This is a genomic window from Streptomyces sp. NBC_00582, from assembly GCF_036345155.1.
Taxonomy (GTDB): Bacteria; Actinomycetota; Actinomycetes; order Streptomycetales; family Streptomycetaceae; genus Streptomyces.
In genome coordinates, this window is the sequence record NZ_CP107773.1 from 199,754 (window position 1) to 211,678 (window position 11,925).

An 11,925-nucleotide genomic window follows, 5' to 3' on the forward strand; every position below is an offset into this window, starting at 1 on the left:
AACCACCAGATCAGACGTGCCGACCCTGCGCTGCTTCCCGCACGCCCAGTGCCAGGCGGTCGTACTTGTCGGCCAGCGTCTTGAGCTGGTCCGCGAAACAGACCCAGTCCGCGGGCGGCTGGAGTTCGACGGCGGCTGTCCCGTTCCAGACCGGGCCCGGGACGTGCAGCTCCCGCATCTTGCGGACCAGGTCGCGCTCCTCGTCGTCCATGGCGCGCATCCGCGACCACGGGCGCTTCCACTCGCCTCCGACAGGGGTGACGAGGTCGTGCTGCAGCAGGTGTCCCATGCGCGACTGCCACCAGTCACGCTTCCGGTAAATCTCCTGCGCGTGGTCGATACGGTCCATGTCGGCTGCCGAGATGACGCCGTTGACGGTGATGGCTTCGAGGATCTGCTGGTGGAACGCGGTCAGGCGCGGGAGCCTCCGCTTCCTCGTCGGCACCGTGAACGGCTCGAGCCCTGCCTCTTCGCGCAGGATCGCGTGCATCCCCGTCAGGCAGGCGGACTGGTGGAGCTCCCTCCACTCCTGCTCACGCTCGCGCCGGTCGGCCAGACCCAGCAGGCCCGGACAGACCTGGCAAAGCCTCAGGACTGCATCGGGTTCGTCGCTTCCGCTCCACTGCTCCCACCACTGGTGCCCTGTGGCGGGCAGGCGCCCGCAGAGCGCGCACCCCGTGCCGTGGAACGCACCTCCTTCCTGCAGTTCCTTCAGCGCCTTGTAGCTCGCGTGGGGGTAGACCTCCTGGTAGTCGTCGGCGCGACCAAAAACCCCGCCCAGGCCCTGGCAGTCCTCGCACAGGGCGATCGGCGAGGACCTGCGCGGTTCGCCGGGCCGCGAGATCCGGGTGGCCGGCAAGTCGCGCCGGCACCAGGAGCAACGGCCGACGGTGCCGGGCTCGGGCTTGCGGTACTGCGGCGTGGTGCGGCTGACGGTCAGGTCGCGGTCCTCCCGGAACAAGACCGTTCCCTCCTCGGCGTACGGGTGGAGCATGAACAACCGCACGGTGGTGCCCTTGCCGGCCAGGGCGAGCCTGGTGCGCCAGTGGCCGTAGCCGACCATGTCGCGGACCAGGCCGGTCATGCCGGCGTCCCTGGCGTCGTCCTCCATCCGGGCCTCGGCCTTGGCCTGCTCGGTCTGGTCCGATAGCCGCGGAGACAGGTGGACGGCGAGGTCGACGTGCAGGAGCTGCTCCCGGCCGGGGTCGGAGTAGGGGCCGGCGGCCCGGATCTCCTTGACCCACCACAGCGAGTCGGGGTCGGCGTTGATGTCGCGTGCTGCGGTGACGACCTTGGCGGCCAGGGCGTCGGCCCTGGCGCGGGTGATCACCTTGCGGCCGGTGCCGCGGCCGAGCTGCACACCGTCTGCTGTGATTTTCCAGCGTCCGCCGTCCCGGTCGGCGGCGGTGCCGGTACCGGGTGCGATCAGCAGGCCCTGGTCGGCCATCGCGCCGAGGTAGGCCAGAGCCTGGGGATCGTCCATGGCGAGGTGTTCGCGGACCTCGCGCAGGGTCAGGCCCCAGGTCCCTGCGCGCTTGAGGAGGTCCCTGGTCTGTCGGGTCGGGTGGCCGAGGAACGGTGCGTCGAGGTCGAGGGCCACCTCGCCGCCGCCCGTCCCGACGCCGCCGAGCGGCACCAGTGCGGGGCGGTCGGGGTGCGCCGAGGCGCGCAGCAGCTCCTCTTCGTCCTTCCGTGCCTGGTAGAGGGCGCCGCGTCGGGCACCGTCGACCCGTTCGAGGTCGGGGTTCTGCACGCTGGCCGCGAGGGCCTTCGCCCGGTCGTCGGGATTGACGGGGGCGGTCTCGTCGTCGTCGCCGGGCAGGCTGAGGGCGGCGATGTCGCGCAGCGTCAGCGCGAAGTGGTCCCGGCCGTCGTACGCGCTCAGCCAGGGCAGGTCCCGGGGGCCGGCGCTGCGCGGGTGCACGCTGGTGACGTCGACGTTGATCCACTCGGGCTCGGCGAACGGCGCACCGGGCCGGGCCCACAGGATGCGGACCTGCGTCCATCCCCTGTCGCCGAGGTACTGCTGGGCCTGGCGGACGGCGTAAGCGGCGTCGTCCGACGGAATCCAGTGACCAAGCTCCCAGCAGTGGTCCGCGTCGGCGCACCGGGCTCCGGCGCGGTCGATCAGGAACTTCGCCATCTCCTGGCGCAGCCGGCCGCGGACCGCGGCCACGTAGTGGTTCGCTGGAGCGGTGCTGCCCAGAGTCCCGGCGTCCGGCCACGTCACCGCTGCTCCGTCCCATAGGGGGAAGGCTGGCGAAGCGACGGGGGCGGCCTCGCCGACCCTCTGGGTGATGCGCGCGGCTTTGCGGTCGGTCGGCTGGGGTCCGGTCGGGGCGGAGAGGATACGGACGGCCTCCGCACGGCCGGCCGCGTCCAGCACGGCTGGGAGAAGGCCCTTCGCGGCGGCGTCGACGACGCGCTCCAGGGCACGCTGGTACCCCATCCGCGTCTCGGCGTTGAGAGCCCTGGCGATGTCCTGGCGGTTGCTGATGTTCGTGCTGTTCTTCGGCGACACGACGGCTCCTGCACGTTCCGGCCCGGGCCGTCCCACCACGACCGGCGCCGGAGTGCATACAGGGCGGTCAAAGAAAGGCGGGAGCGCCAACGGTCACCACTGCATCACGCTCCCAGCGGCAGCTGGATTCACCACTGGCCGGAGGTGGGTCCGGTCACGGCACGCCCGGTGACAGACGCAGCCCCGATCCTATCGCCCGCCCGGCCGCCAGGCGGCGTGGTCCAGCACGTTGTGCACCGGCCGAACTCTGCGAGCAGTGGCTATTCACCCCGCTGCCGGCTTCAGGTGCCGGTTGCGATCTGATCCGGATCGGCCTGGGGCAGCGGCCAGTAGTGGCGGTCACGGCCGCCGCCAAGGCATGCGAGAAGCACGTCTTCGGGCATCTGCAGCACCGGGGCGCAGCGGACGAGCTGGGCCGGCGAGATGGTGCCCGTGCCGTCGAGCCATGTGGCGACCAGTGTCTCGGGCAGGATCGCCGCGTCGGCCAGGTCGGCGCAGGTCATCTTGTGTGCGGCCAGCTGGTGGCGCAGGGTGCCGCGTGCGGTGTCCGGCTCGGCGAGTTCGTTCAGCCGCGCGGTGATCTTGCCGGGCAACTGCGGGTCGGGCGCGGGGCGCGCGGGCTCGCGGTGCGCCAGGTAGGACGGGACCGGGGCAGCGAGGGCGCGCAGCGCGTAGGCGGAGCAGTCGTCGAGGAGCTTCAGGGCCCAGGTGCGGGCGTGACGCTCATTCTGGTCCGCGTGCAGCCTCCAGACGTGGGCGCGGCCGGCAAGGCAGAAGTCGCGGTCGACCAGAAGCGGTCCGGCCTGCTCGGCCTGAGCTCGGTCGTGACGCGGCCACACGTCGAGACCGAGAACGGGGGTCGCCAGGAGAAGGGTGAGAAGCCGGTCGAGGCTGGCGGCCATGGCTACCGCGGTCGGTTCGTTGAAGAAACGCCGCTGCGCATAGCCGATGAAGGTCTCGAACTCGTCGCGCAAGTCCGGTGCGGTGGAGGGGCTTTCGGGCACGGTGGCGGTCAGGGCGGGGGTGCTCGCGAAGAACGCGTCCGGGTCGGCGGTGCGCAGTTGGTCAAGGACGTCCGGATTGAAGCCGCGGGCCGCGTCGCGGGGCCGCATATTGCCGAAGGTGACGAACCAGGCGTTGGGGCGCAGGTCTCCGGTGCCCAGCTGCTGGCTGGCGGGATGGTCGGGGTCGGCTGCGACGTGAGCGAGGCTCTCGTCGTAGTGGAACAGCACGTCCTCGTCCTGGAGGAAGGCCTCGCGCCAGAGGCTGGACTGCCGGTGCCGGGCGGTGAACTCCTCGGCTGGCGGGAGCCCGTAGCCCTCGGCGAAGTCCTCGTCGTCTTCGAGGTAGTCGAACAGCACTTCGGCTTCGCGCAGCATCAGGTGGAAGGCGAGTTCCTCGGCGGTGCAGCGCGGCAGGGGTGCGCGGCCGGCCCGCAGGTCGTCGGCGAGGTCGTCGAGCGCGCGGACCATGGCCAGGCGCCAGCTGGCTCCCTGTCCGTCGCAGATCGGGGGCAGCTCCAGCAGGAAGGAGTCGTCGAGCCGCCATTCGTCTTCCTCGGATGGCCGGTCGAAGACGCGGTCACCGTAGTGGAGGAGGTCGTGGTAGCCGCGCTCGGCGACGATGCCGGCGGCCACCGCCAGGACCTGGGCCGCCTGCGGGGTGAGGACCTCGGCGAGCTCCTCGTACTCCGCTTGGCCCTCGTAGGCGTCCCACGCCGTGGTCCGGGACCCGAGCCGCAAGAGCTCGGCGGTGCGTTCGGCGGACAGCGGGCCGGCGGGGACCAGGGGTGCGCCGTCGAGGTGGGCCTGCGCCCATGCGGGATGCCCACGGTGCGGGTCGCGGGGCGTGGTGATGGAGTAGGGCGAGAACCAGTAGTCCGGCCCGTCCCAGCCTCCTTCGGGCTCGGGCATCGTCTCGTCCTCGACGTCCTCCGCGTCCTCACCGGTGTCCGCGGGCTGGGCTTCGGGGATCGAGTACTTCGCGCCCTCGACGATGAACTGCCAGGCGTCCTCCCAGTACGGCGGACGGTACGAACCCTCCTTGCCCTCCTCGGGCAGGGGGACGCCCAGGGCGCGAAGTTCTCCGTCGCTGGCCGCGCATGCACGCGATGCCAGGGTGAGCATCTGAGCGAGGGCCCAGTCCTCCGCTACGCAGCGCGGCAGCGGGGCCTTTCCGGCGTCGAGATCCTCGGCCAGATCGTGGAAGGCGCGGGCCGCCCCGGCCCGGAAGGCGCGGTCGCGCGTGTCGCAGGCTTCGGGCGCCAGGTGCAGAACGGTGCCGGTTGCCTGCGGGGCGGAGCGATCGAAGGACCGGTCCCCGTAGGTGGCGGCGTCACGGTAGGCGAGGGTGGCGAGCATGCGGCCGGCCGCCGTCAGAAGACCACGGGAGAACGCGGGCAGCGATCTGTCCAGGTCCTCTTCCGGGAGCTCGTAGTACTGGGCGTCCTCGGCGTAGACACTGAACGCATCGGTGTCTTCGGGCCTGCTCAATTCGTCTCTCCACCCCGTCCCGCCCGGGGCGGTAGGGCGGCGACCGGCTCAGTCTTCCACGCCGAGTCGGGCAGAGGCGCCGCGTGCGGGCGACAGCCGGACGCCGGGGGCCAGCGTGGCATGCCGGTAGCTGCTCCGGACGTGGTCAGGAAAAACCGCATGGCTGCCTCAGCGGCTGAAGATGACAGTGAGCACCGCGACTTTCGACAGCGCATCGGCGACACCCCGCTCGGCCGCGGCCTCCAGGTCCGACGCAGGGGGCTCTTGGCCGAGCGAGTGCAGCCTGCGGGCGTGCTGGTAGGCAAGACCCAGCTCCGCGGCTGTTTCCAGGGCCGCTGCGACGGCCTGACCGTCGGGACGAGTACCCCGTTGACGCCCCGCGACCTGCCGGGTCGCGTGATCGCCGAGCGGACCGCTCGTCTCAAGGAGGAACACCGCCCAGTCCGACCGGTGCATGAGCGCCGACAGTGACACCGGCCCGAGCACGCTTCCGGATTCCGGGGCGGACCTGGGGATCGTGCTCGGCCCCGACCGCCGGCGCCGGGCGCCAGCGTCATCGGTGTCGTCCTCGTCCTGGAGGATGTCGATGAACCATCCCCCGATTCCGGGCAGGCCGTCGATGTCGTCCTGCCAGACGGGGTGCGCACCCAGCCGGGGCGCCTCCTGGGTGACCCGGCGCTTCTGCACATCGCAGTCGTCATGCGGTACGTCGACACGGTCGGAGGTAGCACCAGGGTCGGGTTCGGCGGGTTCGCGGGAGGGTGCGCCACGCCGCTCGGGCGGCCCGGTGCGGTCGAGGAAGCGTACGAACTCCTCATGCGTGAAGCCGTAGGCGTCGCACAGCCCGGGCCAGTCGTGACGGTGGGGGATCGTGCGCCCTGACTCCCAGTTGCTCACCGTGCTCACGGACGACACCTTGGCGGTGGCGGCGATTTCGGAGCGGCTCTTTCCCGCACGAACCCGACGTGTCATCAACTCGCGGGCCAGGGGCGGCGCGTCCACGGCCCAGGTGAGCAGGTCACGAGCGGCCGTCAGGTGCTTCTCCTCGTCGGTCACCTGCTGCAGGATGCGCAGCACCATACGCGCCACCAGCCGCCGCGGATTGGTCTCGGGATCTTCCGGGGCCCCGGCGTAGGGGCCGCGGCGGCTGTCCGGGATCTGGTAATAGGCGCCGTCGATCAGGAGATCGCCGTCGAAGATCTCGTCGGTCTCGCGGTAGCCGTGGTCGTTGGACTGGCTCATCGTCCCGGCGAAGGCGAGGACTCGCAGGTCATCGTCGCCGGGTGTGCTGTCCGGGCCGTTCGGCAGGCAGATCCGGGCGAGATCGGCCAGGCACACCAGGAACGCCCGCTGGTCAGGGGCAGTGGGCGTAGGACGGTGTTCGAGCGCGGCGGCCATGGCGAGCACGGCGGCGCTACGGCGCTTGCGTACGTCGGGGTGGAGCGGGCGTGATTCCTGTCGTTGTGCGGTCACGGAACACAGCGTGAAGGCCTTCGACCAGCGAAGACAAGGCACTCCGGAAACGTTGACATCGGCGGGGTCGGCCGCCGGACGCACCCGCTCGGTTGGGCGGTCCGCGGCTTCACCAGGCAAGCGACCCCGCTGTCCCGGTGTCCCGGCCCGGGAACCGGCGACAGGAACGGAGCCGCCTCGCGCCCGCCACGACCGTGGGCGGTTCCCTCATCGCGATCTCGACACCGGAGAGTGCCCGCTGGGTAACCGTCGCCACAGCCCGGCCGGGGTTGCCGCTCCGCGGAGCGCGTTTCACGAATCGCCGGCCTGAGCGCCGATCCCTCCTCTGCGGCTGGGGAGCCGGGGCACAGCAATGGGTTACAGCTACCCGATCGAAGCGATTCGGAAGGACCACGATCAAGACCAGGTATCGCTGCCCGTCTGCGGTTCGTGGCCAACGGCCCAGCCGTGCAAGGGGAGTGGGCGCTGACATCGAGCTCGCGACCGTTACACGGAGTGGGCCGGGCTCTACAGCAGGGATCCAAAGGTCGTGGTCTGGCTCATTGAAGAGACGGGCGGGCGCGAGCGTGTGCGTCGTACGTGGACGGCGCAGGGCGAGACCGTGTCGCAGAACGCATAGTGGCCGGCGAGCCGGTCGTGTTGCTGCACGCTGTCGGGGCCGACATACGGACCCACGTCCGGCACCCGGAGCTAGGGGCGGCAGCGTAGAAAGTGCAGAAGGTTGCACGCCGCGCATGTCGGGTGCCCATAGGCTCCCGACATGCAAGGAGCCCACCGCGTTCACACGCTGTCGTACGCCGCCCTATACATGGAATCCTGGTTCCGCTCCCGCGGGGACGAGGATGACGAGCGCCTTGGGTCCGCTACGGGGTTTTTGGTCGGAATTCCCGGACATTACTGGCTCGTTACGGCCTGGCATGTCTTGAGCGGCCGCCGCTCCGATACCGGCGAGATCAGGTCAGACAAGGCCCTGTGCCCGGACTACATTCGCGTGCGCTTCGCGGGCGAAGACGACCTTGCGCCCATCCATGTCGAGTACGAGTTGTACGACGACGAGTTCGATGAGTTCCAGGCCAACCCACGGTTTCGCAGCCCCGTCGAGCGGCGGATCGATGTCGCCGCCTTGCGTATTGGCGACGTGCCAGGGCCCGCGGTGGACGCGGCCATGCCCAACACCTGGCCCACTCTGCGTGAGCTGTCTCCCAAAGAACGTCGTGCGCAGTTCGGCAGCGAGGCGGACACCCCCATCCCTCTGCGGATCACAGACCGCCTCTTCGTCCTGGGCTTCCCTTTCGGGGACACCGGCAGTTGGCCGTTCGCCGTCTGGACGGCAGCTCCAGTGGCCAGCGAACCGCTCGCCGGCTGGGGAGGACTTCCCGGATTCCTGCTCGACTCCCGGACTCGCCCGGGCCAGTCCGGTTCTCCAGTCGTGATGCATATCCGGCCTGGGGAACCCGTCGTTGCTGACGGTGTCGTTCACATGCACGAGGAGTCGGTCACGGCCCTGGTCGGGATCTACAGCGGACGACTGGATCCGAACTCCGACCTGGGCATGGTCTGGACGACGGACGCCCTCTTCGGATTTCTCCCGGAAATCGCCCCACCAAACTGGTCGCCTACGTTCGTACCGGCTGCACCGTCGGTGAGCGACGACGGCGACCGATACGCCAACGGAGATGGGGATCAGCCCGGGAACTGCGCCCCGGTTCGTGAACGCTCGTGAGGCCGAGGGCGGGCGCTCGGAGTCTGACGACGAGGATGGACGCCTCTTCCGCGGCGCGGGTCTGCGGCTAAATCTCCTACTCGCATCTCCATGCATGCCTGTACCCGCGTCAGCGACCCGTGTGTTCTCATGCGCGGAGCGCCAGTTGCAGGCCGGCCGGGCGCATCGGCGTGAGGCTGTGCGTCGGGAGGTGTACGGCATATGCATCGCGAGCACGAAGCTGCTGTCGGCGGCGTGGTGGCGGTTCTCCGACCTGGTGAACAGTTCACGCCGGAGCAGTGGCGGGTCTCCTTCGCCGAGGTGCACGAGCGTGGGTCCAGTTAGGTGGTCCGACAGGGTTTGCGCGGGGCCCAGATCGCGGCGAGGGCCACGTGCAAGCGATCCGTAGGCCTTCTTGGGGCATCGGCGCGCTCTGGCGTCCAGGTCTCTCTCTTCAGTGCGATGCGGCGACGTTGCCCGAGCAGTTGCTGCAGGTGGTCTCGTCTTCCCGCGCGCGGAACGGCACGAAGCAGCGGGAGCAGTGCGCCAGCCCCGGAATCGCCCGGGCGCACCAGAAACAGAAGAACACCTGCTCGTCCGGCGCTGCGGCGGTCTTCGCTCCCACCACGAGACTTTCCTCGTTGCAGTCCGGGCACGATTCCACAGCCATGATCCCGAGCAGGTCCGGTGCTCCCGGGTCGCGGCCCAGCACGAACACGGCATACATCGTTGCCCCGTCGTGCGTCGGCTGGGAAGAGCCGCAGAACCAGCAGCTCACACGGTCTTTCCGCGGCTCGGCGATCAGTGCCCACTGGTCACAGTCGGGGCACCGCAGGGTGCGGTCCCGCAGTGGTTCCAGGTCCGCGCGTATCCGTTGCATGCGCTTCTTGACGAAGCCTTCAATCTGAGAGAGACCGCCGCGGATCTGCTCCATGTCCGCCCGGGTGTTCTCCGCTTCCGGCGCCGGCAACGCGGGAAGCAGCTCCTCGTCGAGGAAACGGATCAGGAAGTCCAGCACCTCCGCAGCCTGACTCTCCACGGCGCGGGCGTTCGCCGCCGGACCGATCAGCCCGTAATGCTGCAACGCGTTGCGGTGCTTCGCCAGTTTGTGCAGGGCGCTGGAGTCCTTGTCGCTGATGGGGATCCCGGCGATGTCCTTCAGCCTCTGAACGGTCTCGTCCGGGCCACAGCTCTTCAGCGTGCCGTCTTCCAGTTCTGACCGCTTGGCCTGGCCTGGGTCCTTGAAGACCAAGGACCAGTGCTCCAGCTGCAGCCGGGCTTTGAGGAGCACCTCGGCGCCGGCCGCCAGATGGAGAACGGCGTACTTCAGGTCCCGGGCGCTGATCCGCTCGTCCCCCAGTGCCAAGTACTCGCCCACGCTGACCAGGTAGTCCAGGCCGTTGGGCACCGGTGGGAAGAACACCTCACTACCCGGGTGCTCCACCTCCCTGGACGGGTTGTACAACTGGTCGTCGGTGCGGGGCTCCCAGTCAAGGTCGGGCAGGTCGTGGTCGGCAGCGCTCATGCGTCCGGCACCGTCCGCAGCGCGTCGACCACGTCAGGGGGCAACTCATAGCCCTGGTCCGCGAGTTCGTCGGCGAGCCGGGCGCGCTGCTCCACCGGCCAGTCGGCCAGCACGGCGGCGACCGACTCGCTGAACGGCTTTGCCCGCTGCCGCTCGCGGATGGCCGCGTCGACGTGCGCGTCGACCTCGGGGTAACGGGTGCTGAGCAGGTCGAGGCTGGTCAGCAGCATGTACGCCAGCGAGTGCAGTTCCCAGTCGGTCTGGCGGCGGCGTGCGTTCGCGTCCTCACGGAAGGCGAGAGCCTCGCGCAACGGCTCGGCGTCCAGCACCAGTTGGGCCACGCCGTCCGCGGTCGGCGCCTGCCCGGGGGCGACGTGTTCGCCGACGCCGACCAGCAGGCGCCGGGCGAAGATGTGCAGGCCGTGGTCGTGCCCGGAGTCGCCGGCGGCGGTGGGCTGCTCGCGGGAGTTGAGCACGCTGCACAGGGCGGCGGCCGTGTGGGTGATCCGCGCGGCGATCTCGCCGGCGCAGCGAGGTGCTTTGGGCTGGCTCACGCGGGGAACCTGCCCAACTGCCCGGCGCGCAGCGCCGCGACGACCTCGGCGGCGGTCAGCAGGCCACGCTGCTCGATCTCGTCGGCGAGGTGCCGCCGGTAGGCGCGCTGGAAGGCGTCGAGCATCTGCTGCCCGCTGATGCCGGGTTCCTCCGGGAGACGCGCGGCGATCTGGCCGCGCCAGAACTCGGGGGTGATGGCCGCTTCCGCCAGGGCGGGGTCGAGGTCGACGAGACCGGGCTGCTGAATGGAGGGCTCAGGCATGAGGAGGAGCCTAGTACTCCTTCAGCAGTTTGACGTTTCCCCTGTTCAGGGGCAGTTTGGGCAAATGTAGTGGGCTGGTTGTCGACCCGTTCTCTCTTGAGCTTGCTGGGCAGCAATATCGGGGCAACACTTGCGACATGAATGAAGCGAGAGTCAAGGGATTGCTCTACTCGGTCACATGGAAAGACCAGCACCCCCTGGTGTGGAACGAGAATGCATTTCCAGTTTCATTCAATGCCGACGGATGGGAATTGGTGCTGAACGAGCGAACTCTCGATGCGGCAGCAAGCAGCTCTCCATACCCTTCGGTGCAGGATGCCCGTGAAGCACTCGAACCTAAACTAGACGCATGGAGAGCAAAGGCCGAACTTGAGGAAAGAGTGCTCCTCGAGTTCACATTCGCTCAAGCGACTCTGGAGCGTCTGCCCGGCGAACTGCCAGGCGTTCAGATGGACGTTGCCGGGTTCGTTGAGGGCGAATCGGTGAGCGTCGAGCGAAGCTCTCCACCTGCCCCTGACTGGTCCTGGCGGGACACGCCTGCTGCTCAGACGGTCAGACTCATGTGTCTGCGACCTGTGAGGCAGGGCCGCAGACCGGTCGCAGACGCCGGCTACTGGCTTTCCACTTTTCTTTCGGTATGGGCTGGCGGGGATAGGGCTGCTGCGCAAAAGCTCAAGGTTAGCCGAGGAGTGATCAAGAGACTTCACGAAGTTTCCGGCTGGAGCCTCGAACGGAAGGTGGGAGGTGGCAGTCGCCCATTGACTAACGTGGAGAACACGTTCCTTCAAGCCGCGATCGAAGAATTGGCCCGACGCCTCCAGCTCGCAGAGAGCGACCTGTGCCCGGGCGAATTTCTGGACGTCAGTCATATGCCTTGATCCAGAGAAAGGGGAGCGTCTTGCCGTGCCAGCTCGCCGCAGCCGGTCGTTGTTGAGGGTGACTGTCCTCGCCCTGGCGGTGTGGCTACAGATCCCGGTGGATCACTTCGACGCCCTCGGCCCACGTCCGCAGCGGCTCCTGTTCGTTGCCAGCCTCGACCTTGAGCGTGATGGCCACGCCGGGCACACTCCCGTGCGTGCCGACGAGGCCGCGGAACTTGCGCAAGGCCACCTCGCCGTCGGCCCAGGTGCCGTCGATGGCCGGCCCGTCCTTAATGAACGTCATCCGCACATGGAAGTCGCCGGGAGGGGTGTCCACCTCTGCTCCGCGATCGTCGCTCTCGGCGCTTCCTCCGCCGATCTCATGCATCGTCTTGTCCCCGTTCTGGGTGTCGGCTTGCTCCGGCGTCTTCCTGCATCTCGGGATGCAGCCGGAAGACGGTGAGCCCATGCGGGCCGGTGGCTCCCTCGGTGAGGCTCGGTCCCCCGACCGCGGAGGCCGGGGGCCCCAATCCCC

9 protein-coding genes are annotated in these 11,925 nt (G+C 69.1%); 2 read left to right on the forward strand and 7 right to left on the reverse strand.

Features of this window, described 5'->3' with window-relative positions:
- Positions 1-10 precede the first annotated feature (10 nt).
- The 3 genes from OG852_RS50000 to OG852_RS50010 form a co-directional block, all read right to left on the reverse strand.
- Positions 11-2,521 carry a hypothetical protein gene (locus OG852_RS50000; RefSeq protein WP_330351808.1) on the reverse strand — a complete coding sequence of 837 codons (2,511 nt, stop codon included), beginning with the start codon at positions 2,519-2,521 and terminating at the stop codon, positions 11-13.
- Between the two features lie 281 nt (positions 2,522-2,802).
- Positions 2,803-5,013 (reverse strand): hypothetical protein, encoded by a 2,211-nt coding sequence (locus OG852_RS50005; RefSeq protein ID WP_330351809.1) that lies wholly within the window; start codon positions 5,011-5,013, stop codon positions 2,803-2,805.
- Positions 5,014-5,181: 168 nt separating this feature from the next.
- The gene (locus tag OG852_RS50010; protein WP_330351810.1) at positions 5,182-6,486 is read right to left on the reverse strand and encodes a helix-turn-helix domain-containing protein; all 1,305 of its coding nucleotides are present in this window, start codon (positions 6,484-6,486) and stop codon (positions 5,182-5,184) included.
- 760 nt (positions 6,487-7,246) lie between these two features.
- On the opposite strand from OG852_RS50010, the gene OG852_RS50015 reads away from it, so the two are divergent.
- Positions 7,247-8,209 carry a S1 family peptidase gene (locus OG852_RS50015; RefSeq protein WP_330351811.1) on the forward strand — a complete coding sequence of 321 codons (963 nt, stop codon included), beginning with the start codon at positions 7,247-7,249 and terminating at the stop codon, positions 8,207-8,209.
- A 433-nt stretch (positions 8,210-8,642) separates the two neighbouring features.
- On the opposite strand, the gene OG852_RS50020 is transcribed toward OG852_RS50015, so the two are convergent.
- Genes OG852_RS50020 through OG852_RS50030 form a run of 3 tightly spaced genes read right to left on the reverse strand, consistent with a single transcriptional unit; the run spans position 8,643 to position 10,530 of the window.
- Positions 8,643-9,713, reverse strand: a complete 1,071-nt coding sequence (locus tag OG852_RS50020) for a hypothetical protein (protein ID WP_330351812.1) — start codon at positions 9,711-9,713, stop codon at positions 8,643-8,645.
- Positions 9,710-10,267 carry a hypothetical protein gene (locus OG852_RS50025; protein ID WP_330351813.1) on the reverse strand — a complete coding sequence of 186 codons (558 nt, stop codon included), beginning with the start codon at positions 10,265-10,267 and terminating at the stop codon, positions 9,710-9,712. The genes OG852_RS50020 and OG852_RS50025 overlap by 4 nt, the downstream gene beginning before the upstream one ends.
- On the reverse strand, positions 10,264-10,530 hold the full coding sequence (locus OG852_RS50030; protein WP_330351814.1) for a hypothetical protein: 267 nt from the start codon (positions 10,528-10,530) through the stop codon (positions 10,264-10,266). Before OG852_RS50030 ends, OG852_RS50025 begins: the two co-directional genes overlap by 4 nt.
- A 137-nt stretch (positions 10,531-10,667) precedes the next feature.
- Between OG852_RS50030 and OG852_RS50035 the strand changes: the two genes are divergently transcribed.
- Complete coding sequence (locus tag OG852_RS50035) at positions 10,668-11,408, forward strand: hypothetical protein (RefSeq protein WP_330351815.1); 741 nt, start codon at positions 10,668-10,670, stop codon at positions 11,406-11,408.
- 85 nt (positions 11,409-11,493) lie between these two features.
- On the opposite strand, the gene OG852_RS50040 is transcribed toward OG852_RS50035, so the two are convergent.
- Positions 11,494-11,778, reverse strand: a complete 285-nt coding sequence (locus tag OG852_RS50040) for a hypothetical protein (RefSeq protein ID WP_330351816.1) — start codon at positions 11,776-11,778, stop codon at positions 11,494-11,496.
- Positions 11,779-11,925: the final 147 nt, after the last annotated feature.